Annotated in this window: 27 protein-coding genes; 15 read left to right on the forward strand and 12 right to left on the reverse strand. The window is 44.7% G+C overall.

Annotated features, from left to right (window positions below):
• Positions 1–128: 128 nt before the first annotated feature.
• Positions 129–605, forward strand: coding sequence for a hypothetical protein (locus CJD36_RS12595; RefSeq protein ID WP_105039529.1), 477 nt, complete (start codon positions 129–131; stop codon positions 603–605).
• A 148-nt stretch (positions 606–753) separates the two neighbouring features.
• Positions 754–1,851 (forward strand): ligand-binding sensor domain-containing protein, encoded by a 1,098-nt coding sequence (locus CJD36_RS12600; RefSeq protein ID WP_161499299.1) that lies wholly within the window; start codon positions 754–756, stop codon positions 1,849–1,851.
• A 16-nt stretch (positions 1,852–1,867) separates the two neighbouring features.
• Here the strand turns inward: CJD36_RS12600 and bla are convergent, their stop codons facing one another.
• Together bla and CJD36_RS12610 are read right to left on the reverse strand one after the other, a co-directional pair.
• Positions 1,868–2,728, reverse strand: coding sequence for a subclass B3 metallo-beta-lactamase (gene bla / locus CJD36_RS12605; RefSeq protein ID WP_105039531.1), 861 nt, complete (start codon positions 2,726–2,728; stop codon positions 1,868–1,870).
• Between the two features lie 47 nt (positions 2,729–2,775).
• A complete protein-coding gene (locus CJD36_RS12610) occupies positions 2,776–4,083 on the reverse strand; it encodes a T9SS type A sorting domain-containing protein (RefSeq protein ID WP_105039532.1) in 1,308 nt (435 codons plus the stop codon).
• A gap of 104 nt (positions 4,084–4,187) precedes the next feature.
• Here CJD36_RS12610 and CJD36_RS12615 point away from each other — a divergent pair, with 104 nt between their 5' ends.
• Positions 4,188–5,243: a YCF48-related protein gene (locus tag CJD36_RS12615; protein ID WP_105039533.1), complete on the forward strand. Its 1,056-nt coding sequence runs from the start codon at positions 4,188–4,190 to the stop codon at positions 5,241–5,243.
• 21 nt (positions 5,244–5,264) lie between these two features.
• Here the strand turns inward: CJD36_RS12615 and CJD36_RS12620 are convergent, their stop codons facing one another.
• Both CJD36_RS12620 and CJD36_RS12625 read right to left on the reverse strand, forming a co-directional pair.
• Positions 5,265–5,783 carry a hypothetical protein gene (locus CJD36_RS12620; protein ID WP_133162632.1) on the reverse strand — a complete coding sequence of 173 codons (519 nt, stop codon included), beginning with the start codon at positions 5,781–5,783 and terminating at the stop codon, positions 5,265–5,267.
• Positions 5,784–5,794: 11 nt separating this feature from the next.
• Entirely contained in the window at positions 5,795–6,568 is a 774-nt protein-coding gene (locus tag CJD36_RS12625) for a fatty acid desaturase (RefSeq protein WP_105039535.1), read from the reverse strand.
• Positions 6,569–6,700: 132 nt separating this feature from the next.
• Here CJD36_RS12625 and CJD36_RS12630 point away from each other — a divergent pair, with 132 nt between their 5' ends.
• The gene (locus CJD36_RS12630) at positions 6,701–8,428 is read left to right on the forward strand and encodes a hypothetical protein (protein WP_105039536.1); all 1,728 of its coding nucleotides are present in this window, start codon (positions 6,701–6,703) and stop codon (positions 8,426–8,428) included.
• A 24-nt stretch (positions 8,429–8,452) separates the two neighbouring features.
• Here the strand turns inward: CJD36_RS12630 and CJD36_RS12635 are convergent, their stop codons facing one another.
• Complete coding sequence (locus tag CJD36_RS12635; RefSeq protein WP_105039537.1) at positions 8,453–9,028, reverse strand: hypothetical protein; 576 nt, start codon at positions 9,026–9,028, stop codon at positions 8,453–8,455.
• A gap of 197 nt (positions 9,029–9,225) precedes the next feature.
• On the opposite strand from CJD36_RS12635, the gene CJD36_RS12640 reads away from it, so the two are divergent.
• From CJD36_RS12640 to CJD36_RS12660, 5 genes are all read left to right on the forward strand, one after another.
• Positions 9,226–9,624, forward strand: coding sequence for an SRPBCC family protein (locus CJD36_RS12640; protein ID WP_105039538.1), 399 nt, complete (start codon positions 9,226–9,228; stop codon positions 9,622–9,624).
• 168 nt (positions 9,625–9,792) lie between these two features.
• Entirely contained in the window at positions 9,793–10,098 is a 306-nt protein-coding gene (locus CJD36_RS12645; protein ID WP_133162633.1) for a hypothetical protein, read from the forward strand.
• A gap of 107 nt (positions 10,099–10,205) precedes the next feature.
• The gene (locus CJD36_RS12650; RefSeq protein ID WP_105039540.1) at positions 10,206–10,559 is read left to right on the forward strand and encodes a YciI family protein; all 354 of its coding nucleotides are present in this window, start codon (positions 10,206–10,208) and stop codon (positions 10,557–10,559) included.
• A 45-nt stretch (positions 10,560–10,604) separates the two neighbouring features.
• A complete protein-coding gene (locus CJD36_RS12655; protein WP_205685603.1) occupies positions 10,605–11,876 on the forward strand; it encodes an RNA polymerase sigma factor in 1,272 nt (423 codons plus the stop codon).
• 10 nt (positions 11,877–11,886) lie between these two features.
• On the forward strand, positions 11,887–12,405 hold the full coding sequence (locus tag CJD36_RS12660) for an OmpA family protein (protein ID WP_161499300.1): 519 nt from the start codon (positions 11,887–11,889) through the stop codon (positions 12,403–12,405).
• Positions 12,406–12,596: 191 nt separating this feature from the next.
• Here the strand turns inward: CJD36_RS12660 and prfH are convergent, their stop codons facing one another.
• From prfH to CJD36_RS12675, 3 genes are all read right to left on the reverse strand, one after another.
• Entirely contained in the window at positions 12,597–13,211 is a 615-nt protein-coding gene (gene prfH, locus CJD36_RS12665; RefSeq protein ID WP_105039543.1) for a peptide chain release factor H, read from the reverse strand.
• A gap of 12 nt (positions 13,212–13,223) precedes the next feature.
• Positions 13,224–14,624: an RtcB family protein gene (locus CJD36_RS12670; RefSeq protein WP_105039544.1), complete on the reverse strand. Its 1,401-nt coding sequence runs from the start codon at positions 14,622–14,624 to the stop codon at positions 13,224–13,226.
• 482 nt (positions 14,625–15,106) lie between these two features.
• Positions 15,107–15,751, reverse strand: coding sequence for a DUF4142 domain-containing protein (locus CJD36_RS12675; RefSeq protein WP_105039545.1), 645 nt, complete (start codon positions 15,749–15,751; stop codon positions 15,107–15,109).
• Positions 15,752–15,895: 144 nt separating this feature from the next.
• On the opposite strand from CJD36_RS12675, the gene CJD36_RS12680 reads away from it, so the two are divergent.
• The 4 genes from CJD36_RS12680 (at position 15,896) to CJD36_RS12695 (ending at position 19,538) form a co-directional block, all read left to right on the forward strand.
• Positions 15,896–16,750: a DUF695 domain-containing protein gene (locus CJD36_RS12680; RefSeq protein WP_105039546.1), complete on the forward strand. Its 855-nt coding sequence runs from the start codon at positions 15,896–15,898 to the stop codon at positions 16,748–16,750.
• A gap of 131 nt (positions 16,751–16,881) precedes the next feature.
• Positions 16,882–17,466, forward strand: coding sequence for a hypothetical protein (locus CJD36_RS12685; protein WP_105039547.1), 585 nt, complete (start codon positions 16,882–16,884; stop codon positions 17,464–17,466).
• A 63-nt stretch (positions 17,467–17,529) separates the two neighbouring features.
• Positions 17,530–18,732 (forward strand): MFS transporter, encoded by a 1,203-nt coding sequence (locus CJD36_RS12690; RefSeq protein ID WP_105039548.1) that lies wholly within the window; start codon positions 17,530–17,532, stop codon positions 18,730–18,732.
• Positions 18,733–18,830: 98 nt separating this feature from the next.
• Positions 18,831–19,538: a carboxypeptidase-like regulatory domain-containing protein gene (locus CJD36_RS12695; RefSeq protein WP_161499301.1), complete on the forward strand. Its 708-nt coding sequence runs from the start codon at positions 18,831–18,833 to the stop codon at positions 19,536–19,538.
• 279 nt (positions 19,539–19,817) lie between these two features.
• Here CJD36_RS12695 and CJD36_RS12700 read toward each other — a convergent pair whose 3' ends face one another.
• The 3 genes from CJD36_RS12700 to CJD36_RS12710 form a co-directional block, all read right to left on the reverse strand.
• Complete coding sequence (locus CJD36_RS12700; protein ID WP_105039550.1) at positions 19,818–21,194, reverse strand: SGNH/GDSL hydrolase family protein; 1,377 nt, start codon at positions 21,192–21,194, stop codon at positions 19,818–19,820.
• Positions 21,195–21,206: 12 nt separating this feature from the next.
• Positions 21,207–22,436 carry an OmpP1/FadL family transporter gene (locus CJD36_RS12705; RefSeq protein ID WP_105039551.1) on the reverse strand — a complete coding sequence of 410 codons (1,230 nt, stop codon included), beginning with the start codon at positions 22,434–22,436 and terminating at the stop codon, positions 21,207–21,209.
• 217 nt (positions 22,437–22,653) lie between these two features.
• Entirely contained in the window at positions 22,654–23,412 is a 759-nt protein-coding gene (locus tag CJD36_RS12710) for a ComF family protein (protein ID WP_161499302.1), read from the reverse strand.
• 111 nt (positions 23,413–23,523) lie between these two features.
• Here CJD36_RS12710 and CJD36_RS12715 point away from each other — a divergent pair, with 111 nt between their 5' ends.
• Together CJD36_RS12715 and CJD36_RS12720 are read left to right on the forward strand one after the other, a co-directional pair.
• Complete coding sequence (locus CJD36_RS12715; protein ID WP_105039553.1) at positions 23,524–24,846, forward strand: NAD(P)/FAD-dependent oxidoreductase; 1,323 nt, start codon at positions 23,524–23,526, stop codon at positions 24,844–24,846.
• Between the two features lie 154 nt (positions 24,847–25,000).
• The gene (locus CJD36_RS12720) at positions 25,001–26,164 is read left to right on the forward strand and encodes a sigma-54-dependent transcriptional regulator (RefSeq protein ID WP_105039554.1); all 1,164 of its coding nucleotides are present in this window, start codon (positions 25,001–25,003) and stop codon (positions 26,162–26,164) included.
• Between the two features lie 86 nt (positions 26,165–26,250).
• Here CJD36_RS12720 and CJD36_RS12725 read toward each other — a convergent pair whose 3' ends face one another.
• Entirely contained in the window at positions 26,251–26,781 is a 531-nt protein-coding gene (locus tag CJD36_RS12725) for a hypothetical protein (protein ID WP_105039555.1), read from the reverse strand.
• Between the last annotated feature and the right edge of the window lie 30 nt (positions 26,782–26,811).

Raw genomic sequence — 26,811 nt, forward strand, 5'->3', positions numbered from 1 at the left:
TATAACAACGGGCAGTGCCAGCGTATTCCAATGCATGCAACTAAGCATGAACCATTCAACAAGCTTTGGATGCATTAACAGTAATGTTGTCCGAATGCTATTCGATCAAACTTCAAATTATCAATGGGATGAAACTATCGCAAATAGCAGTGGTTGCTATGGTGACGTTTATATTTGCCGCTTGTGCAGCAAGTAAGAAGAAACATAAAATAGCACCACCGGCGCCGCCAGTAGCACCTGCAGTGACAAGTGTGCCTGCAAAGCCTATACCAGACAAATCGCCTGACGCGCCGGCCAGTAGTCCTGCCAGCCCGTTCCTGTTTTCAAAACCCGCAGATGGTATCTATGCGCCGGGTAATGATGAACTGGCAGCTATAGAGCCTCAATACAAAGGATTAAAGCTGGAAAAACTAAAGGAAGGATATGTGCTCTATGCGCAGGGTGCTTGTACCAACTGCCATAATGCGAAACCGATCTATCCTATACCAACCAGCGAATGGGGAGGGATAATAGATGATATGAGTGAGAAGGCAATGTTGACAAGTGCACAGAAGGATGCTGTTTATAAGTATGTGCTGTCTATTAAGGCTACTCAGCCTAAATAAGGAAGTGAAGAGTTTCCAATTTGGAAAAGGATAGTCGACAAATTAGGGCGAAACCAAGACCTTAAAAGTAAAAGGTGGGTCATGTCAGGTCATTTTGGAATGTTACATTATGAGAAGAGTTTATTATGTCCTGTTTTTATTGTTTCTTATGTCTTCGTGCAAAGGCCAGGTCAAAACATCTGTTCAATTGCAGAATGGGGGTAAGCCAAAGCTGGAGAGGACGCAAGGTACAGGTAAATACGCGCCTGTTGGGTGCGGTCTGGAGGATAAGGCGGGAAACCTCTGGTTTGGCACAAACGGAGAGGGGGTCTATAGGTATAATCCGAGTTCAGAGACCTTTATTAATTTTACTGAAAAGGACGGACTGACCAGTAGTAAAGTATGGGGGCTTGCAGAAGATAAAAACGGGAATATCTGGTTGTGTACCGAAGGTGGTGTGTGCAGGTATGACGGAAAGGTGTTCACAGGTATTAATGTCGCAGCTACCGATGGCTTGAGTTTCATTCCCGGATCTGGACATGGGGCTGGAACCGCAGTGACAACTGTCTGGCGTATTTTCAAAGACGGAAAGGGAGATCTTTGGTTTGGTACGTCTGGCGATGGTGTCTATAGGTATAACGGCAGCTCTTTTACCCATTTTCTACACAACGATGGGGTTGTAAACAATGCAGGTATCCGTCTCAATGCTGTTACCTCGATGCTACAGGACAGAGCAGGTAATATGTGGTTTAGCACATGGTTTGAAGGTTTGTGCCGATATGACGGGAAATCGATAACCAGTTTTAAACCTAATGGCGAGGTGTGGTTTGCTTCCCTTCTGGAAGATAAACACGGCAACATATGGGCTGGTAGAAGGAGCCATGGCGTGTGTAGGTACGATCCTTCAGCGCCGGTGGTAAAAGGTGGAGAAATGTTTACGAATGTTTTGCAGAAAGGAATATTTGATTCATGTTGCGTTAATGGCATTGCAGAGGATAAAGTAGGGAACATTTGGTTTGCAACAGAGGCTGAGGATATGACAAAAAGGGAATCTACAGGTGGAGTCTGGCGTTATGACCCGTCAGTTGAAGCTGGTTCAGTATCGGCGGCGTTTAAGAATTATACAACTGATGACGGGCTGACTAATAATGCTGTGTTCAGCGTTACGGTAGATAGATGGGGTAAGCTTTGGTTTGGGACAAGAGGTATGGGCCTGTGTAGTTATGATCCATCAGCAACAAAGCGATTTGTGGACTACACTGAGTAGTAGTATGCGGGCTGCCTTAATGGCCCAGCTTCTTTTGGTATTCGCTATATAGATCAGCCACTTCTTCGTCATACTCCTTACGATCCATAAATATCTTCGGGTTATAGTCATCGCCTTCTTTGCGCTTTTCGTGGAGGTCGAACTGGCTGGCGTGGGCACATAGCCAGAGGTCAAACTGCTGCTCTTTAAGGGACTTGAGTGTATAAGAAAAGTCTGCAGCTACATTAGGATAAGAGGGCATGCCTACGGTGGTGCTATCAAGAATGGTGGGCATATTGGCTATGAGTACCTTGTATGAGCGCTTGTTATCTCTGACAACAAATGAGTAGCTGGATGCGCCCTTTGTGTGCCCGGGATGATGCAGGAAGGTGATATTCATACCACCCAGGGTGATGAGTTCTTGGTCTTTGAGCCTGCGATCTACATGAACGGGCTTGAACATGCTTCCTACTCCTTTGCCACCAAACAGGTAATCTGAGTTGCCGCCATCTTCCATTACAGGTGCATCTGCGTCGTCTATCATTACTTTGGCTTTCGTGAGTTTCTGAATGTTGGCCATACCACCTACGTGATCGAAGTGCGCTTGTGAGGAGAGTAGTATTTTAATGTCGGAGAATTTGAACCCCAACTCTTCTACGTGTTGGCGAATAGCGGGTACTGTGCTTTCTAGTGCGCAGTTGATAAGCATGTGGCCTTTGGGCGTAGTGATGAGGTAGCAAGCCAGATCATAAGTGCCAACGTAGTATAGATTACCCGCTATGCGAAATGGTTTGTAGGGTTTGGACCATTCGGGCTTTTGTGCGAACGAGGTGACGCTTAATGAGATGGTAATTACGAGTATAGAAAGTGCTCGAAGTGTTTGTTTAAAAGTGTTCATGTACAATAGAAATGTGGATGACTAAATTAGTTTTTTTGAAGCAGTGGTCAAATCTTATTGAAGCGAGCTGTATACCTACCATTGCCCTGTACTAAATAGATGCCCGGCGCAAGTGTATTAATATTCAATTTTGCCTGGTATTCTTTTGTTGAAGTGCAATGGTATGATGCCACTATTTGCCCCGATATATCAGTAATAATAGCGTCATTTATTTTTTCGTTTGCCGTGATCGTAATCTGATCGATGGCCGGATTGGGAAATATGGTTAGTATGTTGTTGCCGCCTAAGTTTTTATCGACCGAAGTTGTGGTAAGGGCTATTTTGCGGATGCGATTGTTGTACATGTCAACGACATAGAGGTCGCCATTGTAAGGGATAACCTGGTTGATGTAGTTGAATTCTGCCAGCAGGGCGGGTCCATTATCTCCGCTGTAGGCCATTGCGCCTGTACCTGCGGTGCGGGTAATGATTCCTGCAGTGTCAACCTTTCTGATAATGTTTGTGCCGGTAGATGTGATGTATACATTGCCTGCATCATCGCAGGCTGCTCCGATACAGGTGCCAACGGTACCTGTGAGTGCCGGGCCGCCGTCGCCACCACTGCCACCGCCACCTGTGCCCGCAAACGCATTGATGATCCCAGCGGTATCAACCTTGCGTACTCGCCTTGCCCCATTGCCAGGAATCAGTAATTCTCCTTTTGCATTGTGTGAGATGAAGCAAGGAGTGTTTAAATTGGCCGCGCTTGCCGGGCCGCCATCTCCTGCGGACCCGCTGACACCTACACCGACTACTGTTGAAATAATACCTGTAACATCTATTTTTCTAATGCGGTGATTGTAGCTGTCGGAAAAGTAAAGTGCTCCGCTTGTGTCAACAAAACCGAGGTAGGGTGTGTGTAGCGTTGCAGCGGTAGCGGGGATGCCATCGCTGTTAAAGCCGAGGGTTGCATTGCCGGCTATGGTGGTGATGATACCTGCACTGCTGATCTTTCGTATTCGGGATAACTCGGCTATATAGATATTGCCAAGTGTGTCTGTAGTGACGCTGGTTGGTATTATGGATGCAGCTGTGGCGGGTCCGTTGTCGCCACTAAATCCAGAGGTGCCGTTGCCTGCAATAGTAGTGATGATGCCGGTGGTAGTAACTATGCGTAGCCGGTAATTATCGGCATCGGCTATGTACATATTGCCGACCTTGTCGAATGCTATAGATGTTGGCCTGCTGAGTTGAGCACCTGTAGCTGCGTTGTTATCGCCACTGAATCCGCCAGTGCCTGTGCCAACGACAGTAGTGACTATCTGAGCAGAGAGGTAGAAAGGGAATAATAGTAACGAGAATAAAAGTGTTTTCATTGGAGGTGTAATATGAAATAAAGTTACCGATCTTTATTCTTAGTGATTTGCGTACTGTTGTAATTTTTTGCAGTTGCAGAATTTTAATAAGAACATTATTCGGTATGAAAAGATGGATGTTGTGCTGCTTGTTGTTATTGTCGCTTACGGCGGCATCTGCGAGGGTTGCAGAGTGGTGGCACATAGATACTAAAACCAATGCTTCTTTTCGTGGGTTATCGGTTGTAGATGACAGTGTAGCGTGGGTAAGTGGCAGTAAGGGTTGGGTGGGCAAGACTGTGAATGGTGGCAAACACTGGACATGGCAACAGGTGAAGGGATATGGGCAATGCGATTTCAGGAGTTTGTATGCATTTAATGGCAAGGAAGCAGTGATAGCACATGCGGGATCTCCGGCATATGTATTACGAACAGAAGATGGGGGTGCAACATGGAAGAAGGTCTATGAAAATGATGATACAGCTGCTTTTATTGATGGTATTGACTTTGCAACGCGGGAGATAGGTATGATCTATGGCGACCCCATAAACGGGCGTATGCTGTTGCTGAATACAGTTGATGGTGGAAGGACATGGACAGAGCTGCCATTGAAGCAAAGACCTCTGATGAGCACAGGAGAAGCATCATTTGCGGCAAGTGGTACATGCATAAAATATCTGGACAAGAAGCGGGTGGTGATAGCAACGGGAGGAACGGTGTCGAGGTTGCTCATTTCAAAGAATAATGGAGGTAAGTGGACGAGTGTGTCTACGCCTATATTGCAGGGGGAGAGTAGTACAGGTGTCTTTTCTTTTTTGGCTATTAGCCCAAGAAGATGGCTTATTGTGGGAGGTAACTATAAGCGAGATACGCTGAGTGAAGCCAATTGCTTTTATACCCGCAACCGAGGTAGAACGTGGTATGCACCCGTTGTAACAACTCGCGGCTACAGAGAATGTGTTATAGAGGCTCCGGATGCAATCAAACCTATGGCTGATGGAACGCTACTTGCGGTAGGACCGTCGGGTCAGGATATTTCTTATGACAATGGGGTCAGTTGGTCGACATTCTCCAATCAAGAGCAATTTCATGTTATTAAAAAGGCTAGACACGGTAAGCTGATCATTATGGCAGGTGGACAGGGAAAGGTGGCGATACTGCGCCATGTGCGTCTTTATTAGTCAGGGCTTTCCGCGAGAGGATCAAATGAGTTTCTTTTCTCCCAGAGGAAAGCCGTTGTCTGCAGCGTATTTTTTCTGTATCAATAACAAATTACTTATCGCTGTTTCTTCCTCTTTTATCAGGTCATCTATGCCATCTGCTATCGCGTTCATGTCGTCAGTGCCGCTTTCTTTTGTTAATTTCTCATAGCGGCTGAAACCTTTTTCTACCTGCATCAATTGAATTTTGAGTAGCGTTAGTTCTCCCTTTTTGAAGTCTTCTCCGCCAATGCCCAGCGGCTCCATTTGTTCCACTTCGGTTATTTCCTGTCTTAGGTAATTTTCCATGAGCTCTCTCGGGCCCGTAAGTGTGGTATAGTTGCCTGACACTTTACATAGTTCAAAGCTATCAGCCCATACCTGCACATTTGCTCGTGCTGTCTGGTTGATCCTGATCAATGAATCGTTGAATAGGCGTGCCTCATGTGCCTTTGTAAATTTGCATGAATACATGCAAACTGCTAGTGCAATAAAGAGTAATGATCGGGAAAAACAATTCATAGACTGTAAAGTTAGTGATGGTGATGATCATCTTCTTCAGGTTCGGGTAGTTCTCTTGCTGCAAGGGGCAACAAGGCAGTAGGTACCGAAGGATAGGCGTGATGCAGGTGATGAAATGCAAATGACGAAATTATGGGTGTCCATACCCTAGCTAGTTTTGCACCGGCAAGGCGAGCGGGGTTGCGTGTAGCCATTCTGTGCGGAATGTACGAGGCCCATAGCGGCATAAGGGAGCTTAATACGAACGCTATGGCCCAATAGACCAACCCTGTTATAGACCCGGTGAAATAATACAACGCAATAAAGGCCAGCAATATGAAAACGGTAATGATGGTCTCGGTGAGTTGTATCCGTTTTGTTTTAGGTGCTATGCGTAAGGAGGCCAATCGTAATGATAAAATGTGGTAGGGGCCATTCAAAAATACCTGCTTTAATGTCCACATGGCGGGTGCGCCTTCAGGGTCATCTTCGCTAAGGCATTGCCCATGGTGGCGAAGATGTGTGATCTTGAGAGAATGCCCGCTTTTAAGCAGGAGCAATGCACTAAGCGTAAGTAGCCTTTCATTGGCTTGTTTGGAAAGGCCTAGGGCATTGTGTATGGTGTCGTGCATCTGCACAAAACCAGCCAGTATGGTAAAAGTTGCCGCCGGTATAGCCAGCCACCATATATGCAATTGGGCAAAGACAATATAGCTACCCAGCAATACCCATGGACGCAACACCTCCGTTATTTGACGGAAGGGCGTAAGCAGCAGGTCTTTTGCTTTTTTGATGTGGGTGGACATTGATTAAAGATCGGCATTTATTCCTATAAATCTTGATGTAACGACCAGGAGTGAGAGGTAGACGTTGAAATACTATATCGGTTTAATTTAATGAAATATATTTGCGGAGCGCCATTGGGCGTATCATAAAGTATGGCTACTCTGAAAAGTATATTTAGCGGAATAAAGACGACCGGGCTGATATACTTGAGCGCAGTAGTAATGCTTGTGCTTTATCTTCTGCATTTACTGCAATATATTTTCTCGGGAAGGGATAGGCTCACACAACAGTATTTCCCCTCAGAGACCTGTTTTTATAAATCGGGCGAGTTTACAACCAGGTACTTTACCGCGCATGTAAAGATGCAAGGGAATCAGCTTGCCGGAATTGGGGCCGGACTGTGCATAGCACTGATCGGCCATTGCTTGTATAGATACAAACAGGTGAAAGGGGCTGTGGCTGTAAGTGACGGGAAGAGGGAACCGATAAACCGGATGAGTTATTTGCCTCTGGTGTTGTTGGGTATACCGGCGTACTTCTGGTATAGAGGGCAGGTGCAGCTGGGGCCAAGCGGCGATGAGATCTTTTCGGCAGTGTATTGCGCGGAGACCTCATTGTTCAGAACGTGGGCCTACTACATGATGCCCAACAATCACATTTTCTTTAACCTGGTCAATAATCTGTTGGCTAAGGTTACTTTTTGCGATGCCGTACATACAGGAAGGGCTATATCATTTGTAGCGTACCTAAGTATGTTGATTGCTGCTTTCAGGTGGTTGAATAAGCTTGTGAAAAATTGGGTAGTTGCCGCCATAGCTTGTTTGCCACTTATGTTTCAGTTTACTACGTTCATATTGGCGCAGCAGAACAGGGGGTATGAATTGCAGTTGCTGTTTGGCTGGTTATCCTATGTGTCGATGTTGAGTTATTTGTTTGATAAACGCGGGCGCGAACTGCGGTTGTTTACTATTTCATCGGTACTAGGTTTTGCGTGTATTCCTACCTATAGCTATTTCTTCGGTGCGCAGTTGCTCTTTTGTTTGTGTGTTATGGTTTATGAGCGGAAGGCTGATCTGGCACTGGTTCTGCATGCAGCATTAATAGGTTGCGGGGTATTCCTGTTCTACCTGCCATCGCTATGTTTTTCAGGACTGGATGCGCTGATCAATAATGAATACGTGAAAGCAGGAACGGGAGATTATGTTGATTTTATTCCGGGCTTTTATACCGCACTAAAGACAAATGGCAATACACTTTTTTCGAATCTTATAGAGCGCGACCATTGGGTGAATATGGTATTGTTCCTGACGCCGGTGTTGTTATTATTTGCGAAGAAGAGAGAACGCAGACTGGTGGGGATATTTTACATACTCCTTTGGATAGTGTGGGGTATCTTCTGTTTTAAAATGCAACGCTTACCTTATTACCGGAATATGGTATTGCATTACAGCATTACTGTAGCAACCATAGTTTATACCTTTTACCTGCTGGTCGCCAAAGTGTTTTCATTTGTAAAACCACAAGTAATAAAATACAGTCTCATAAGATTGGCTTTTGTAGTGCCTGTGCTCATTGTCAGCTATCAGCAATACCAGTGGTGTTACAGGCAAGATAATTATGCTGAAGAGCAGCAGATAAATGCGCAGATAAATGCGGAGATCGGCAGTTGGGATAAGGGAGTTGTTGTAGGCTGCTCGCCATATAGTTTTTGCTATTTTTATTTTTCACGCAAGGGGGGACATGTTACGCACTATTGCCTTTCGGGTAATGAAGCCGTCTATATAAACCTGGTGCAAGAGCCTCTGCCGGCCAATATACTGGCTAATTATAGCTTCTTGAAAAAGCTACCTGATGGATATGAACTATATAAGCGGAAGTGATCAATACCTGCTTAGAAAATTTGCTCAGTAGTTGTTGTAGGCCCTGCGGTTTAGCTTGAAGAACTTTATTCTTACTTCGTCGTTTTGTCCGAAGATGTGGCCTGAGTTTATACCCTGGTTCATACAGATAGCGCCACCTTCTTCGTATTTGTTATAGTCTGCCTGATTTACTTCATAGAGCTTTTCGGGGTTGTTTTGCAGACGAAAGAAGTACTGCCCGGTAACCGGGAAATACTCTTTACTAATGATGGTTAGCGGCACTTCGAACTTCATACCACATGATGCATCCTGCTTATAGGCATCTATCATATAATTGCTGATAAATGCACATGCAGAGACCGTGATGCCCAGTGCCAGCAGGATATTGATAAACAGATTTACCGGTAGTGAGCTGAAAACCAGAGTACCTGTGCCATCCCAAAATGCGTAGGTGGCAAAACTCAGGATATTAGTGACAATGGAGGTGATGACAAAGCTATAAGCGAAACACCTGAAAGCCCCCGAGTAAAACAGATCATCATGCCTGAGTTTATAGATCTTCATCAGCCATTCAGATTCGTCGGGCGTGAGCGGTACTTTCTTATATTCAGGCTTCGGCATAAATTGTTTATAATGATTGGGTTATGTAAAGATACGATATTGTTATAACGTTTTATTTTACACCGAACGATGTGGGGCTGATGGAATATGGGCTTAAATTGCCCTTAATTTGTCGGGTTTATACCAGTTACTATTTATATTGCCGAGCGATATTTGCAGAAGATAAAAATTATTCAAAAACATAAAAAATAAGAACAATGGAAAAAGGAATAATGATAACCGTAGAAGCGACTATTAATGCACCTGTGGCAAAGGTTTGGGAGTACTGGACAGCTCCGGAGCATATCACGCAATGGTGTGCAGCATCGGATGATTGGCACGCGCCGAAAGCAACTAATGATGTGCGTGTAGGAGGTGATTTCTCAACGACTATGGCTGCAAAGGATGGTAGCTTTAGTTTCGACTTTGGAGGTACTTACACTGAAGTGAAGAACAATGAAGTGATAGGCTATACAATGGGAGATGGCAGGGTAGCGAGGATACTATTTAAGGACAATGGTAACACAACCGATATCGTTGAGACTTTTGAAGCCGAAACGCAGAATCCGGTGGAAATGCAGCAGGGTGGCTGGCAGGCGATCCTTAATAACTTTTAGAAATACGTTGAAGGGAATTAGTAGATAGTACATAGTAGATAGTTCAGAAGTGGACAAGGATTATGATAGGGTTCATTCTTTGCAGGATGGACCTTATCTTTTTTGCAGTATTTGTGTTTTTATATACTAGTTTTTATGTTTTGGCGTTATTGCAAAAACGGAACCTCAATGACAAGTGCAATATCTACTACGGAACAAATAAGAGGAGTGTTGATACAGTTTGTCAGCATATTATTGTCTTGCTTTCTTTTGTTTTATATCGATTCAGATACTGAGCAAGTATTTGATCTGTTTGAGTTCGGTAACCTGTTGGCGTTGGCCATTTATTTTCTACCCACTTTTATGATCAGCATGGTACTTTTCGCATTCCTGGCTAAAAGGTATGGTGTACGTAATGGGTTGATAAGGTTTCTTGTTATAGGTATTCCATTGAGCTTTACACTTATCATTACTATGTTCCTATGCATGAAATGATATAGATAGTGTGCCTGAAGTATTTTTTCTTGAAATGTCCTGTTTACATGACCCCAATTGTTATGGTTGTATAGTTTCTATTATCAAACAATTAAATTGCGAACAAGATGGAAAAGTTTATTTTGATCTTCAGGCATGAAGACGGCAGTAAGATCGCATCTCCCGAGCAGATGCAAGTATGGATGAAGCAGACCATGGACTGGATAGGCGGCATTGCAGCCCAAAACAAATTTGTTGAAGGTAATGGTCTTCCTTTTCACAATGCCCGGGTGGTAGGACACAAGGGTGTGGTTACTAATGGTCCGTTTGGTGATATAAAGGAGACCATAGGTGGTTTTATTATTGTGAAAGCTGAATCTGTAGATGAGGCGGTAGCATTTGCCAAAGGATGCCCTGTGTTGCAGGGAGAGGGTAATACGGTAGAAGTGAGGAGGGTAGCGGCCGATGATGGTGTACATTAATAGAAAACGAACTTAGCCCCGCAAACCAGCGGGGGCTTTTAAATTATGCAGCAGGATCTGATACCACATTTGTTCAGAACGGAGTACAGCAAAATAGTGGCTGTGCTGAGCAGGTTATTGGGTCTACAGCACTTAGATGTGGCGGAGGATATTGCTGCCGATACGTTTCTTGCAGCAATGGAGATATGGCCCTACAAGGGTGTGCCTACAAACCCCGAAGCGTGGGTATATGTAGTAGCCAAAAATAAGGTGAGGAACCACCTGGCAAGAAGCGCCATATTCATGAAGAAAGTGGCAGGCGGACTTGCCCGTGATGCCAGTCAAATAGAATATCCGGAGATAGATCTGAGTGAGCAGAATATTTCGGATAGTCAGTTGCAAATGTTGTTTGCGGTGTGTCATCCTGCTCTGTCTGTAGAAGCGCAGTTAGGGCTGGCACTAAAGGTGCTTTGCGGATTTGGGATAGAGGAAATTGCCAATGCACTGCTAAGTAATAAGGATACTATTCAGAAGCGCCTATACAGGGCTAAAAAGGCGCTTAGGGAAGTAGGTCTAAAAATGGAGTTGCCAAACGCCTCTGCTATTAATGAACGATTGGACAGTGTGTTGACAACATTGTACTTGTTGTTTAACGAGGGGTATTACTCAGAAAGTGATGATAATGTACTGCGAGAAGACCTTTGCCGTGAGGCAATAAGATTGACCGGCCTGCTGATAGAAAATGAAGCCACCAGGCAGCCGGAGGTACTTGCATTAATGGCATTGATGCACTTTCATTCTTCGAGATTCGCGGCAAGGAAGAATGAGCGGGGGGAGATGATATTGTACGACGACCAGGATGAGCAGCTGTGGGATAGGGAGATGATTACAAAGGGTGTTTACTATTTACACGCAGCTTCTCAGGGAGAACGGTTGTCAAAATATCACCTGGAGGCAAGCATAGCTTACTGGCATACACAAAAGGCTGATACCAAAGAAAAGTGGGATAACATATTGCAGCTGTTCAATAAACTACTGCGACTGCAATATTCCCCTGCAGCTGCACTTAACCGAACCTACGCTCTGTATAAAGTGCATGGCCGGGCAAAGGCGATTGAGGAAGCCGAAAAAATGAGCCTGAGTGATAATCACTATTATCATATACTGTTGGGCTCACTCTATTCCGGGGTCGATAACAGCTGTGCACTAACCCATTTAGATGTGGCGTATGAACTGGCCAAATCAGCGGCAGAGAAAGCGATGATCCTTAAGAAATGTGCAAAATTGAGAAAGTGGATGTTACGGCATGGTTTTTATTACATGTATAATAAACCATAAAAACAGACACATGCGATCATTTAAATTTCTCTCCGTTCTTATACTTGCAGCAACATTATTGTTTGGTGCATCATGCCACAGCTCTAAAAAGAGCAAGAGCAAAATGTCTTATTCCTGGAAGCTGTACAAGGCTTTACAGCACAAAATGAGTGATGCCCAGGTGGTGAAGATAGGTGATACAGTATTGGTAATTTATCCCGAGCTGGCTATGTTTGGTGTAGGTAAAGATGAGATAAAAATGGAGGCACAACCCGCATTTGCTGAGTTTGCTGCCATCCTCAAAGATTATAGCAGGGTGCACCTGATCATTAATGGTTATACCGATAATGTAGGTGGTCCGGAGGCTAATCTTTCTTTGTCTAAAAGACGCGCTGAAAACACGAAGAGGCTAATGGTGAGCAATGGCGTGAAAGAAGATCGTATCATGACCAATGGTAAGGGCGAGACCTACTTTATAGCTGATAACAAAACCGCAGAAGGCCGCCAGGCTAATAGAAGGGTGGAGTTTGTGCTGTACGAAAGCAAATAAGCAATGCAATTGATAAATAAAGAAAACCGTGAGTTGTCGTTTTTTGCGATGGCTCACGGGTTTTTTTTAGGCTTCACCTCGTTTCGTCCGGCGTGAGAGAATATGTTGTTACGTATTCAAAGAGAACCGGTCCGATGTGCTGTCGGTCAGAGACCGACAGCTGGCATTTGGACACGTCAGTACTGACATTGCTACAATGGTTGTTGAATGACTTTAACCGGATTGCCTCTTTCCAGTATGTTGTGCTCCTGCCATTGTGTTTGTTGGAGCGCAGTGAGTTGAGTGGTTTGCCACGCCAGTACTTTAGCTTCCAGCCGTTCTAGACACAGCTTTTTGTTTTGTAGCTGAGAGCGACTATCGCTTGCCAATACCTGTATGCCAGATGGTATGTGTGTGCCGCGCACAGCGGTCTCTACCTTGTTTACATTTTGTCCGCCCGGCCCTGATGAGCGGCAGGTGTCCAGCCGTACATCATTAATGTTCCATTTCAACTGCTGCATGGGGTCAAATATTTCCACCCCTGCAAACCAGTTTTTTCGCTTGTGCATCTTACGGTAAGGGCTTTGTGCTATCCACTGCACAGTGCCTTGCCATTCTTTGGTGAAGGCAGAGAGCGTGTTGCCCTCTGCCTGTATCACTGCCGATTGTAAAGTGCCCGCCAGCTCGCCTTTTGTGTTGGATAACACGGTAAAGGTTATACCATATTGTTTGGCTTGTTTCAGCATCATTTCCTGCAGCCGGGCTACCACCCGGCAACACTCCACAGGCCCGCGGCCCGATGTGATCTGTATAATTATCTTGTCCATTTTGGTTCGTTTTTATTCTTTGTTCATTCTTACTATACGGGGCATAAATGTGCCCTCAATGTTTACCAATGCTTCCTGTGCGGCTATGACCTTATTAATGTCTTTATAGGCCAGTGGGTTTTCTTCCACACTGCCACCTATAAGCGTAACACCTGCAGCCGCCAGCATTTGCTTCATGCCAGATACGGTCATGTTCTCTTTTGCGCGCTGCCTGCTCATAGCTCTTCCCGCACCATGCGATGCGGAATTGAGTGCATTGGCCACACCCTTTCCGGATACTATATATGCCGGTGTGGTCATACTGCCGGGTATGATGCCCAGCTCACCTGCATGCGCAGGAGTAGCGCCTTTGCGATGTACGATCACGTCGCCGCCATCCGCCAGTTGTTCTTTCCACGCAAAGTTGTGGTGGTTCTCTATGGTCATTATGGCCTGTAGTCCCAGTGCTTTCAGCAGGTTGCGGTGTATACGATCGTGACATGCTTTGGCATAATCGCCGGCAAGATTCATACTCAGCCAGTACTCCTGACCGGCCTCGCTGTTCATATCCAGCCATGCCAGTTGTTGCGCATGCTTAGGTAGCTTGCAGGTATCCATGGCTATGCGGGTGTAGTGTTGGGCTATATTAGCACCCAGTCCGCGGCTGCCCGAGTGCGATAGCAATGCTACATACTTTTTGGGTGGCAGCCCCATGGTATTACCTTCGTTCAGTTCTACTGTGCCAAACTCAACAAAGTGGTTGCCGCTGCCCGAAGAGCCCAGCTGTCGCTCAGCCTTTGCCTGCAGGCGCTTCAGGAACTCTGTTGCGCTAAACGCAGGGTCATTTAATATTGCATGTTCCTGTTTGAATTCGAGTCCGCCTTCCATTCCGAAGTGCGTGAACTCCCGCAAGGCCGTCTTCATTTCGAATGAATGGCTTTTGAAGAAGCTCTCACTTTCATCAATGATGGTCAGTGCCATGCGGCAGCCAATGTCTAGACCTACGGCAAAAGGTATCACCGCATTGCGGGTAGCCAGCACGCCGCCTATAGGCATGCCATAACCTGTATGCGCATCGGGCATCAGTGCGCCCTGCACAGTTACGGGCAGAGACATTACCAGTTCCATTTGTTTCTTCGCGGAATGTTCTATCTCCTTCCCCCCATAGATCTTCAGCTGTCCTGTTTCTTCCAGCAGATCGAATGTGTTGAAACTCAGTTCTGGTCCTACATCCATGAAGGTGGCTGCTATTTTGCCTACTACGTCATCGTTAAGGTAGTTGGCAGGTTCGTTTTTAATATTGGTCAGTAATGTCACCATTTCCTCTTTGGTGTGGTGCTTAAAGTGCCGCGACATAATGTTGATGACAAGGCTTCTTGCCTGATCATTGGTATAGCCCAGCTTACTTAATTCTTTGGTTTTTATATTGCTCATTTGTTGGTTGATTTGTTGATAATGCTCACCTGCTCATATTGTTTTTGCAGGTGTTGTTTTTGTCTTTTGATGTATCTCAGACACACGAAGACATGAGGGTGTAACACAGCTGTGTTCATCTCGTAATTGTTGTTGGTAAAAAATATTGAGTCAAAAATTCGTCCTTACGGAAAGGATATAGCCGTGCGTAAATTGCTCAAAGAAAATAGCTGAAACCTAGGGCAGGAGCTTACAGGGCATGGCTATGCTATGATGACCATGGTAACATTTCAATAAATTAAAACGTAGAGGTAAACACCCTGCCTGGGTTAGGCAATGAGCGCAAGGGGCGATATGTGGAAACGATAAGTCATGGTCCAATGCGTGTTTATAATAGTGAGCTGATTGGAATCTGTGCAAAAGTAGAATGAATAATTATATAAAACAAATAAGCCGCAATGACCTAATGTCAATGCGGCTTATTTTATGGAAAAGTACTTGTTTTATTTCAGATCATTCTTCAGGTTCACCATCATGTCGAGGTGGGCATGAAGGGTGGGCAGGGTGTTGTCGATCAGGGATTTTATTTCGCTGTCTTTTACATTGTTGCGGGCGTCTTCAAATACATTCACGTCGTCTTTGTGACCGTCTGTCATTTTGCTGGCCCATGTTTTATCCCATGCACTTCCGATTTTGGTACTCATGTTGCTCAGGTCTTTTCCTGCCCAGTCTTTTGTAAGTGCGGGGTAGTGTTTCTCTGTGGCGTAGTCCTGTAGTTTGTTCTTCAGTTTATTGTGGTCTACCAGCATCATGCGCGCATGTTCTTTCAGCTCTTTTGTAGTGCCCATCTTTATGCCCGCTTCCAATAGTATGATCTCGTTCCTGTTGGTATTGAGTGCGTTCACTACAAACACCGAATCGGGGTTGCCGGCAATGGTGCGCTTGATATTGCTGATGGCGCTGTCGGTAGATTGCTTGATGTTTGTGGCTGCTGCGTTTGCGGCATCCTTTACGTTTTCACCTGCTTCCTTCAGGTTGCCACCTACAGTGCTGTCGGTAGTAGTGGTGGTAGTTGTTGTGGAATTGTTGCAGGCTACTGCCATTAAAGAAAGAGGCAGTATTGCCAGCCAATAAAGTTTGATGTTCATGTGTATGTGTTTGATTTGTGTTGAATACTAATAACGCGTAATTACCATGCCATGAGCGTGATTTGCAGCCCTGTACAGCTATAATTGTTTAGCGATGTGAGATAATCGGTATTTTTGAAGCTGTGCCGGTCAGGCCTGTTATTTATGAGGTATCTAATCGTTGCTTTTTGTTTGTTGTTATTATGCCCCGGTTGTGATGTAAAGCATGGTGGTAATGAGCCTATGCATACACGAGAGGCAGTAGATACAGCCACCGTTGGTGATGAGTGGGAAACTTATCTGGCACAGTATGAGGGTAGTGCCGGATCTACAATTGTGAATATGTCGCTTAAAGCGAAAGTGCCAGTTAGCGGCTATGCTTATCTGTTGATAACCGGGGTGAAATTTACCAAGTGTAAAGATGGCTTGCCCACACAAGATGCGTTTGCAGGGTTGTATGAAGTGGCTGACTCAGTGGAGAGTACGGTCAACGCGCACGGTAAGGCCATACATGCAGGTACATTTACTCACGAATGTAAGCGGCTTGACTATTACTACGTTACCGATACTATAGGACTGCGTGCCGTGTTAACTCATTTATATGTGCAGGTCTTCCCGGGTTATGAGGCCAGTATACATATTGCTGAAGATAAACCCTGGGATGGTTACCTAAAGTTTCTCTATCCTAATGACGCTACCCAACACTACATAGCAGATGAACGGGTAATAGACAACCTAATAAAAAATGGCGACAGTCTTGCTGTACCCCGCCCCATAGACTATGGCATCTATTTCAAAGCCGCGGAAGACCGTGAGCATTTTATTGCCTATGCGCTGCATGAGCACTTTAATGTAGAAAGCCAGTCAAGAACCACTGGTGAATACCCTTATGAGCTAACCATATCAAAGATCAGCCCTGTTGATATAGCAATCATTAACCCCACCGGTGAGGAGCTAAGAAAGCAGGCTGCAAAGTACAATGGGGAGTATGACGGCTGGGGTTGTGGGGTTGTGAAGTGAGTAAACACAGAGTTAAAGAAAGTATATTTAATTGCTTATAAGCTTTACCTACATTTGTAATAATGAGATGTTTTCTGGCAATATTGTTCTGTACTTTTCTTCTTTCCGAGAGCTGCACTTATCGTAGGTTTATGTCGAAAGACGCTGCGGGTAAAAAGCATTGGACAAAAGATTTCAGAAATGACAAGATAGCTGAACATATGACTATTGCCTCTATTTTTAGTATAAAGAATACCCGTGTTGAATACCCAAAATACACCGGAGATATTATCTCAGATACTATTGGTCAAACGACCTTTATTCAATTCGATAGTTCGAGGATATATTTATATCCCGGGGCGGAAAATTTTAAAAATATTTTCGTTTCTGGTCTTGTCTCGCCTAAGATGATTTATTGTATTTTGGATAGTTCTTGCAGAGTACCGTCTGGTGTGCGGGCATTCAGTGTTGAAACTGGTCTGCCAGTTAATACTCGGCGATATGGCTGGAGCGGTTATAGTTTTTCAATAAGCAGCTTCGATCTCTTAACTAATGTCAAAAGCAATGGTAATCAAAGGCGGTTTAGGTTTCCGGTTCACTTTGATGGCTTTGGTAATGCAATCTGCATTTTCTTTCTCGAGTTAACGAATGAACACGCAAATCTAACCACAGATTTGAATACATTTATTCAAAAATCAAAAGTGACTTTAATAAAACAAGGATGGGTAGAAATCTAGATTGCTGAAAACGTACCAATATTTATACGCAGATTCTAATATCCCTTATTTTTGCCATTCCCCATGCAAGCATCAACCAAACAGTTAGCTCAAAACACAGTATACCCTATACTGTTCACTATAGCTTTTACGCACTGCATTAATGATATGTGCCAGTCGGTAATACCGTCTGTGTATCCTATGATGAAGACCAAGTTTCAATTGTCTTTTTCACAGATAGGGTTGATCACGTTTACCTTCCAGCTTACAGCGTCATTATTACAGCCATTTATAGGCCATTTTACCGATAAGAAGCCGCAGCCTTACTCATTGGCTATTGGCATGTGTTTTACGCTGCTGGGGCTTATCTTTTTATCACAGGCATATAACTTCTATACTATACTGGCTTCGGTAGCTTTTGTGGGCCTGGGGTCATCTATTTTTCACCCAGAGGCATCGCGGGTAGCCTTCCTGGCTTCGGGCGGTAAGCGGGGGTTAGCGCAGTCTATTTTTCAGCTGGGCGGTAATGGGGGTAGTGCCTTCGGGCCACTGCTGGTGGCAGTGATAGTGGTATCGCATGGGCAGGCGCATATACTATGGTTTAGTATTGCCGCATTGGTGGGTATAACCATACTTATGCGCATAGGGGCATGGTATCAAAATCACCTTACGCTGCGTGCTGCCGGTAAGGGACCTAAATCTATAGAAGAGCCGCATCACCTGTCTAAAGGCAAGGTGGCCATGTCTATGACCATATTGTTGCTGCTTATCTTCTCCAAGTATTTCTACATGACGAGCATGACCAGTTACTTTACCTTCTTCCTTATAGATAAGTTTCAGCTTACCGTGCAGCAGTCGCAGATGTACCTGTTCATCTTCCTGGCTGCCGTGGCTGCGGGTACGCTTATTGGCGGGCCGTTGGGCGACAGGTTTGGCCGTAAGTACATTATCTGGTTCTCTATATTAGGTGCTGCTCCGTTTACATTGTTATTACCCTATGCCAATCTTTTCTGGACTGGCGTATTAGCTGCTGCCATAGGTGTTATTATAGCTTCTGCTTTCTCGGCGATATTGGTATATGCGCAAGAGCTGGTGCCGGGCAGGGTGGGCACTATTTCGGGATTGTTCTTTGGCTTTGCATTTGGTATAGCGGGTATAGGGTCTGCCTTGCTGGGCCGCCTGGCCGATCATACCAGTATCAGTCATGTGTTCCATATCTGTGCGTTCTTACCACTATTGGGTATTATTACGGGGCTACTTCCCAATCTTGAAAGGAAGACGCATTAGCCTTCTCTTAACGTCTTCCTTAAAATATTGCTAAACATTATGTATGATGATACGGTAGCAGTCTTTATGCGCTAGCTTTACCCACATACACCGTCATCTTGCGCTATTTTTTATCCATTATTGTCCTCTTATGTTCGTTAGTTACCAATGCCCAGTCTTTACAGGGTGTGGTGACAGATGCGGCTACCGGTCTGCCGTTGTTTGCTGTAACGGTGGTAAATGTAAAGACACAACAAGGTACCACTACCGATGAGAACGGGTTTTATACACTACCTGCCAATACCGGCGAGAGCATAGCCTTTACCTATATTGGGTACAAAACAGAAGTGCGTACAAAGCCGGTTTCGGTGATCATTTCCACCATGAACGTAAAGCTGCAACCATCTACCACACAGCTAAAGGAGTTTGTGTTTCATGGCGACAAGCGCAGTAAATACCAGATAGATAGTGCGGAAAGAAAAGTTATCTACCATACTGTGCTGTCGCGCAAGCCACCCTCTCCATTTAATAGTCCAGTATCTGCCATTGCAGAGCTGTTCTCTAAGAAGGCGCGCATGGCCTACCAGTTTCAGAAAGATTTTGCCGTAGATGAGGAAAACAGGTTTATAGATACCAGGTATACGCCTGCATTGGTGACCAAGATGACGGGACTTACAGGCGACAGTATGGCGCACTTTATGTATGCCTATCCCATGCCCATTATGTATGCTCGTGAGGCCAGCGACCTGGAGCTGAAAATGTGGATCCGCGATAGCTATAAAGAGTGGATCAAGAAGCAGGCGGTGGATACGGCGGGGAAGAAGTAGTAAGGGTTGAAATCATTATATACCCAGTTTAAGTTTCCTGAACAAGATGTTTTACAGTGGGTAGCCCCTAAGGGGCAATGCTTACTTTTATCTCGTTTGCTACAAACCGGAAGCCGCTACGAGGCATTTCCCGCGTATAGACATTCCCAAACAATACAAGGCAGGATTCATAGTCTATCATGTAATCACTGCCATCGCAGTTCAGACAAGAGACACCACAACACAAAAAAATCCCGCTCTTGTGGAGCGGGATCTCATTTGATAATATAAGTGTGTGTATTAGAAATTACCAGGGAAAAGTATACCGCTGTACTTGTTCACATTAACCGGGGAAATGGTTGAGTGATACTTAGTGTTGATAGTTTCGATGATCTTGTTAGCAATGATCGCATATCCACGTGGGTTCATGTGTACACCATCCAGAGAGAAAGCGCCACCTGTAACGAACTGTGAATTGTACTTGATGCCGTTATAAACGATACCCGATTCGATAGTGCTCATGTAGCTGAACATGTCCACTAAAGCAAGGTTGTTACGGAAAGCGTAACCAGCTATCTTTTCGTTGAAGCGGGTAGTAGCATTCTTGATGTTCTGTATTTCTTCTGTAGTCAACACGTAAGACTGTGGAATAGCTTTGTAGCTGCCCCATCCTGCGCATGTGATAGAATCCTTAGGCGTTGTCAACAAGATCAGCTCACCAGGAACTGCCTGCCTTAAGTTACCCAGGTTATCTCTTACTATGAAGTAGTTAGCACCCAACTGGAACACATAGTTCAATGAAGAGTAGAACGCTGTCAATGAGTCTGCCTGAGACTGGCGGGTAAGGACCAGGCCATTTGCAGGGATAGTAGTGAAGAAAGGGATCTTGGTAATATCCGGGATATTGATCAAAGCACCCTTAGCACCTGTGCTGATAGACGCCATTACAGCGTGGCTGTAGTTAGTGTCGAATACAGGCGTAGGTGTAATGTCATTCCTGTTATACAAATTAGCTGCGATAGGCAATGCGTTACCAGAACCATCACCCTGTCCGCCTGCTACTGCGTAACCCAACACATCGTTAGCGCCCAACCACATTGTAAAGAAGGTAGGGTGGTTATTGCTTACACGGTATTCCAGTTCCTGCTGAGGAGTAGAAGTGTTAGGTGATTTGTAGAAACGTGCAGCCCATTTGTTCAATGCAGCATAGCCTGCAAAGTTGTAGTCTGCTACGCGAATACCAGGTACACCAATGTTATTGATCTGTCCATTAGGGCCTGTGCTTACGTATGGCTTAGCATCTTCTGCACTTGCTGAGAAGTAAGAAAGGTCTATTGGTGCAACTGAAGAATCGCCGTTGCAATAGTAAACAATAGCCAGTTCCTTACGAGGACCAGGATAGCCCATATCAGTGATAAGCAGAGGCTGGTAAAAATTACCCTGCGCGCCACGATCCTGTATCAATGCGAACTGTTCAAATAGCCTTTGTGGATATGAGTTCAGCTGACCTGTAACAGTGAGGCTGTTATCTGAGAATCCTGCAGTCAATGAGTTACCGATAGCCAGGTAGCTTCTGAAGTCAGCATCACCTGCGGTAGGTGGTACTGTGATATTTACACTGGGTTTGCAGGCAGACAAAAGACAAGCTAAAGCCCCGAATATATATAGTTTTTTCATCGTTTCGTTTGATTAGAAATTGTAATAAATACCAATGCCTGGTGTTATAGCCTGTGTCCAGAATGTACCGCTGAATCCTGCGAAGTCGTAAGTAGAATTACGCTTAGGAGTGGTTACAAACTCGCATGCTGCAAGAATGGTAAATCTTTTGATCGGCTTAATAGCAGCACCCATTGTAACGACAATGTGGTCAGCATCCGGAAGATCCGGAGTTACATAACCATTAACAACCGGAGTTGGATCATACGCACCACCAGCCATTACAGATACTACCTTGCTGATCTTGTAATTAGCACCAAGGCGGGTAGTCAATGTATTGCGGTAATGGCGCGGAGCATGATTGTCTTGCAAAGAAGTTGTGTGCTCTGCAAAATTGATCCTCAAAGAATCATAAGAGTTCCAGCCGGTGTAGTTAAAGTCTAACTGTAGGGTAAGGCGCTCGTTATTCAGTGGTTTGATAGCAAAACCTATTGAAGCAACCTGCGGTAAAGGCAGGAATGTTTCGAAACGGGTATTAGGGAAGTTGCTGCGCAAAGAAGAAGGAACGTTGAAATTAGCAGAACCGCCGCCAATATTCATTGTTACCTGTGAGCGGTAAGTAAGACCCACCTGGAAACGATCGCTGAACTTCATCTGTAAACCTGCGTTGAAACCAACGCCATTGGCGTTACCATGAAGGGTAAGCGTACCTGCTTCTTCATATGAATTTTGAACAGGAAGTGCCTGCTTGAAATCGAAAGTACCTGTAGCATAGATCAGACCGATACCACCCGAAAGGAAGTTGGAGAAGCGGTAGCTGATAGTAGGCTGAAAGAAGAATGATTTAAGTTCGATGGACTGAACGATATATCTGCCGGTCCAGTTGTCGTCCCACTTAAGACCAGAACCGAATGGCGTATAGATACCCAATCCAAGACCTACACGGCTGCCTTCTCTGATAGGGCCACCAACATAAAGATTGAAAGGAGTAAAAGTTTGTTTTACAGATTTGGTAGAACCCAGGTAGTAATTGCCATAGGCAGTAGAAGGCATGATGCCCAATATGCTACCGTAAACCTGGATACCCTTAAGACGAGAAAGACCGCCCGGATTGTAAAAAATGGTAGATGCATCCCAGGGCATAGCAGTACCTGTGCCGCCCATTGCGAGCTGCCTGATCCCTTGCAGATTTAACTGGTAACCAGCCCCTATGGAGCTAAAGGATGCCAGTACCATTGATGCCGCCAATAAGTGTTTCTTCATAAACCGAATTTGTTATATAATAGCTTTTATTCGCTGGCGGGTAGCCAACTAATCGCGTAAGGTATGGCGAAATATTTATTTAACCAAGTAGCTTACAGAAATCTGTACAAATATAGGTGTTGCTTTCAAATTAATATAGTCTCCCATCCTATGATGTTGAAACTTATTTCAAATCGGTTTTCAGGGCAATTCTGCAAATTGTACTACTAATATTGACTTACACCGCAATGCCAATAGTGGCTATGCTTATCCTTATATCTGTTTCCTGCATCAGTGCATGTGCGCAGGCTTCCAATGTAGCGCCTGTAGTTAATACATCATCTATAAGCAGTATGTGTTTGTTGGTTAATGCCTGTTTATCTGCTACTTTAAAGGCTCCTGCCATATTTTCTACACGTTCATTCCGGGTTTTGCGGGTCTGGCTTTCTGTGTTTCGTGTTCTTTGCAGCACATTATTGACTATTGGCAGCCCGGTGGTTGCAGCTAAACCCTCAGCAATTAGCACACTCTGGTTAAACCCACGTTTCGATAATTTGTCGGGATGCAGCGGTACGGGTATGATAGCGTCTATGTCGTTGATCCAGTCTGCTGTTTTCAGGTTTTGCCCGAATTTCCTGCCCAGAAAAGTGCCAATCTCTTTCTTTCCCTGATATTTTAGTCCATGCAGCAGGTGTTGCAATAGTCCTTCATCAGTGAAATAGGCATATGTGGCTGCATGTTGATATGGCACCCTGCCGGCAAACCTTAATCCCGTTTCGTTCTCAGGTATATTATAGTTGCGTGTTTCAGGCAATTCCATTTCGCAGCTAATACACAATACCTGCTCATCTGCCACCAATTGCCTGTTGCACCCCTCGCACAAGTGGGGGTAGAATAAATGAGATATGCCTTTTATCAGCTGGTGAAGTAACAATGGTGATGATTGAGGTAAAGAGTGATCAAATTTAGCAGATCCCGGGTTAAATTCAAACCTCACGAATAGCATTGCTAAATAATATATATAGTTTGATGCATAGCCATGTATACGTAACGGTAATAATGTTGGCCCATGTTTTATGGTAGTTTTGCGTAATGAATTATCGGAGTTATGACAAAAACAATTGTAATAATCGGTGCCGGCTTTGCAGGACTGCAACTAGCCAGGCGATTAAAGAATGAAGGTTATAATATAATCATCACAGACCAGTACAACTTCCACCAGTTCCAGCCTTTATTATACCAGGTAGCCACTGCAAGATTAGAACCAAGTGCGATCTCCTTCCCCCTCCGAAAGGTTTTTCAGAATAGAAAAGACGTTCATGTGAGGATCACAAAAGTGAATAAGATAGATACTGCCGAACAGAAAGTGATTACCCCCGACGGGATATTTACCTATGATTACCTGGTGATAGCTACCGGTTGCACATCTAACTTTTTTGGCAATAAGGAAATAGAGAAGCACGCCTTCCCTATGAAATCTACCAGCGAAGCCATTGCGCTGCGCAACCGTATTCTCCTCAATTTTGAAGATGCACTCAATGCTACTCCCGACGAGCTGGAGGAGATAATGAACATAGTGGTTGTAGGTGGCGGGGCTACCGGAGTAGAGTTGGCGGGGTCACTGGCAGAAATGAAGAAGAATGTATTGCCAAGGGACTACCATGATATGGACTTCTCAAAGCTGACCATATATTTATTGGAAGGTGCTGGCCACACGTTGCAAAACATGAGCGAAGCTGCGCAGACCAAATCTCAGCAATACCTTGAAAAAATGGGTGTGAAAATATTGCTGAATACGGTTGTTGAGAATTATGACGGGCATGTAGTGACTTTGAAAAATGGTGGTACCATTAAGAGCGCTAATCTAATATGGACGGCCGGAGTAAAAGGTAATGTGCCCGAAGGTATACCTGAAACAGCTATTGTGCGGGGTAACCGCATAAAGGTTGATGAGATGAACCGGGTAGAAGGGCTTCAAAACGTATTTGCCATAGGTGATATAGCCTATATGGAAACAAAAGAGTGGCCTAAAGGACACGCCCAGCTGGCCAATGTGGCCAATAACCAGGCCAAAAATCTTGCAGGCAATTTTGTGAGATTATTGAAAAACAAGCCGCTGCTGCCATTCAAGTACACCAACCCCGGTACCATGGCCACTGTTGGTAAGCGCAAGGCGGTAGTAGATCTGCCATTTATGAGTTTTCAGGGAGTATTGGCATGGCTTACCTGGATGTTCCTGCATCTGATGCTGATACTGAGCGTAAAGAATAAACTCATGATCTTCATAAACTGGGCTATCAGCTACTTTACCAATGATACCACTTTAAGGTTGATACTATTACCCACAGCCAAGGAAGTAGAGCAAGCCGAGGATCACCACATAATCAATGCAAAAGATCTACCGGCAATAAAAGTGAATACTGCGGCATAACATTGAAAAAGCTACCGGGCAACGCTGGTTGCCTGCCCTCTGAAAAGCGGGCTTTTTCATTTTTAACACCCCGGAAAGCACTTATTTTTAGCCGACAAAAAATTATGCAGTATTTTGGCACTGAAAATGCTATAATTAATATTCAACACACACAATGGCACAGAACATACTGGTTATAGACGATGAAAGGGCGATACGTAAAGCGCTCACCGAAATACTCACCTTCGAAGGATTTACAGTTGAAGAAGCTGCAGATGGCGAAGAGGGTATAAAGAAGATAAAAGAAAACAATTACGACTGCATACTCTGCGATATTAAAATGCCTAAGAAAGACGGGCTTGAAGTATTGCAGTTTGCCAAAGAGGAAAAGCCCGATGTGCCATTTATAGTAATATCAGGCCACGGCAACTTAGAAACTGCTGTAGAAGCAGTACGCAAGGGAGCGTACGATTATATCTCTAAGCCACCCGATCTGAACCGCCTTTTGATAACACTGCGCAATGCTATGGATAAGAAGGTGTTGGTGGCGGAAACAAAACAACTGCGCAAGAAGATAGCCAAGGGCGGCAGCGAAATGATAGGCAATAGTGAAGGTATACTGAAAATACAGGACACAATAGCTAAAGTAGCACCAACTGATGCACGTGTGCTGGTGACAGGTGAGAATGGCGTAGGTAAGGAACTGGTAGCACGTAAGATCCATGAATTGAGTAATCGCGCCAACGGACCAATGATAGAGGTAAACTGCGCTGCCATACCATCTGAGTTGATAGAAAGTGAACTGTTTGGTCATGAGAAAGGATCATTCACATCGGCTATCAAGCAGCGCTTAGGTAAGTTTGAGCAGGCAAGCGGAGGTACACTGTTCCTGGATGAAATAGGGGACATGAGCCACGACGCACAGGCTAAGATGTTGCGTGCACTCCAAGAGGGTAAGATAACCCGTGTAGGTGGTGAGAAGGAAATAAAGGTAGATGTGCGCGTGATCGCGGCTACCAACAAGAACCTTTTGGAAGAGGTAGAAGCGAAGCGTTTCCGTTTAGATCTTTATCACCGACTGAGTGTGATACTCATACAGGTGCCATCGCTCAACGACCGCCGCGATGATATCCCTATGCTGGTAGATCATTTCCTGAATGATCTTTGCGAAGAGTATAAACAACCGGTAAAAGAAATTGCTCCCGATGCAATGAAGGCATTGCAGCAATATAACTGGACAGGTAATATCCGCGAGCTGCGCAATGTTGTAGAACGCCTTATTATCTTATCTGACAAGACGATCACGAAGAAGGATGTGGATAGCTATATACTGAAGTAACAATAACAATATAAACAAAGAGGCTTGCCGGGAATATGGCAAGCCTCTTTTGTTTTGGAGAAATGAATAACAACTTTCAAGTTGACTTAATCCCCCAGCATATTATCAAAGAAATCGAAGTATGCATCTCCTCCTGCAAGTTCGGTGCACTTTGCGATCACTTCTTCTCTATAGTCATAATCATCGGCCTTTTCTTCATCCAGCAAAAACTCGGTTGTTGCTCTCCAGGCGGCCATCATGGCGGCTAAGAACTTCTTAGAATTGGCAGCACAATATTGAATGATCTCATCGGTATTGGCATAGTCGACAACTACTATTTCATTATTGCCCTTGCTTATGGCCATCAGGTCTAGTTCTACCTTGCCGAAGAAATAGAAACCCTCGGTTTCCTTAATTTCCTTCTCAAATGAGATCATACCGATCTCGACACTTGACATGTCATAATTGGATATCAGGTTGATGATTTCATTCGCCGAATTCTTGGTCTTGGGTAGTACCTTATACTCATACCCTTTCGCCAGCATTCCTGCAAATTCATCAGGGAAATCGGCATTTTTTAGGTCTGCCTTGGTTACAGCGAAATCTTTTATCTGGTCAACAAATTCTGTTGCAGTCATTATTATATTTTATCGGAGTCAATAGCAAGA

The organism is Flavipsychrobacter stenotrophus, assembly GCF_002954265.1.
Taxonomy (GTDB): Bacteria; Bacteroidota; Bacteroidia; order Chitinophagales; family Chitinophagaceae; genus Flavipsychrobacter; species Flavipsychrobacter stenotrophus.

Coding starts and splice junctions, on each gene's coding strand:
- CJD36_RS12595 (WP_105039529.1), top strand. CDS start 129: ATGAAACTATCGCAAATAGCAGTGGTTGCTATGGTGACGTTTATATTT.
- CJD36_RS12600 (WP_161499299.1), top strand. CDS start 754: ATGTCTTCGTGCAAAGGCCAGGTCAAAACATCTGTTCAATTGCAGAAT.
- bla (WP_105039531.1), bottom strand. CDS start 2,728: ATGAACACTTTTAAACAAACACTTCGAGCACTTTCTATACTCGTAATT.
- CJD36_RS12610 (WP_105039532.1), bottom strand. CDS start 4,083: ATGAAAACACTTTTATTCTCGTTACTATTATTCCCTTTCTACCTCTCT.
- CJD36_RS12615 (WP_105039533.1), top strand. CDS start 4,188: ATGAAAAGATGGATGTTGTGCTGCTTGTTGTTATTGTCGCTTACGGCG.
- CJD36_RS12620 (WP_133162632.1), bottom strand. CDS start 5,783: ATGAATTGTTTTTCCCGATCATTACTCTTTATTGCACTAGCAGTTTGC.
- CJD36_RS12625 (WP_105039535.1), bottom strand. CDS start 6,568: ATGTCCACCCACATCAAAAAAGCAAAAGACCTGCTGCTTACGCCCTTC.
- CJD36_RS12630 (WP_105039536.1), top strand. CDS start 6,701: ATGGCTACTCTGAAAAGTATATTTAGCGGAATAAAGACGACCGGGCTG.
- CJD36_RS12635 (WP_105039537.1), bottom strand. CDS start 9,028: ATGCCGAAGCCTGAATATAAGAAAGTACCGCTCACGCCCGACGAATCT.
- CJD36_RS12640 (WP_105039538.1), top strand. CDS start 9,226: ATGGAAAAAGGAATAATGATAACCGTAGAAGCGACTATTAATGCACCT.
- CJD36_RS12645 (WP_133162633.1), top strand. CDS start 9,793: ATGACAAGTGCAATATCTACTACGGAACAAATAAGAGGAGTGTTGATA.
- CJD36_RS12650 (WP_105039540.1), top strand. CDS start 10,206: ATGGAAAAGTTTATTTTGATCTTCAGGCATGAAGACGGCAGTAAGATC.
- CJD36_RS12655 (WP_205685603.1), top strand. CDS start 10,605: ATGCAGCAGGATCTGATACCACATTTGTTCAGAACGGAGTACAGCAAA.
- CJD36_RS12660 (WP_161499300.1), top strand. CDS start 11,887: ATGCGATCATTTAAATTTCTCTCCGTTCTTATACTTGCAGCAACATTA.
- prfH (WP_105039543.1), bottom strand. CDS start 13,211: ATGGACAAGATAATTATACAGATCACATCGGGCCGCGGGCCTGTGGAG.
- CJD36_RS12670 (WP_105039544.1), bottom strand. CDS start 14,624: ATGAGCAATATAAAAACCAAAGAATTAAGTAAGCTGGGCTATACCAAT.
- CJD36_RS12675 (WP_105039545.1), bottom strand. CDS start 15,751: ATGAACATCAAACTTTATTGGCTGGCAATACTGCCTCTTTCTTTAATG.
- CJD36_RS12680 (WP_105039546.1), top strand. CDS start 15,896: ATGAGGTATCTAATCGTTGCTTTTTGTTTGTTGTTATTATGCCCCGGT.
- CJD36_RS12685 (WP_105039547.1), top strand. CDS start 16,882: ATGTCGAAAGACGCTGCGGGTAAAAAGCATTGGACAAAAGATTTCAGA.
- CJD36_RS12690 (WP_105039548.1), top strand. CDS start 17,530: ATGCAAGCATCAACCAAACAGTTAGCTCAAAACACAGTATACCCTATA.
- CJD36_RS12700 (WP_105039550.1), bottom strand. CDS start 21,194: ATGAAAAAACTATATATATTCGGGGCTTTAGCTTGTCTTTTGTCTGCC.
- CJD36_RS12705 (WP_105039551.1), bottom strand. CDS start 22,436: ATGAAGAAACACTTATTGGCGGCATCAATGGTACTGGCATCCTTTAGC.
- CJD36_RS12715 (WP_105039553.1), top strand. CDS start 23,524: ATGACAAAAACAATTGTAATAATCGGTGCCGGCTTTGCAGGACTGCAA.
- CJD36_RS12720 (WP_105039554.1), top strand. CDS start 25,001: ATGGCACAGAACATACTGGTTATAGACGATGAAAGGGCGATACGTAAA.
- CJD36_RS12725 (WP_105039555.1), bottom strand. CDS start 26,781: ATGACTGCAACAGAATTTGTTGACCAGATAAAAGATTTCGCTGTAACC.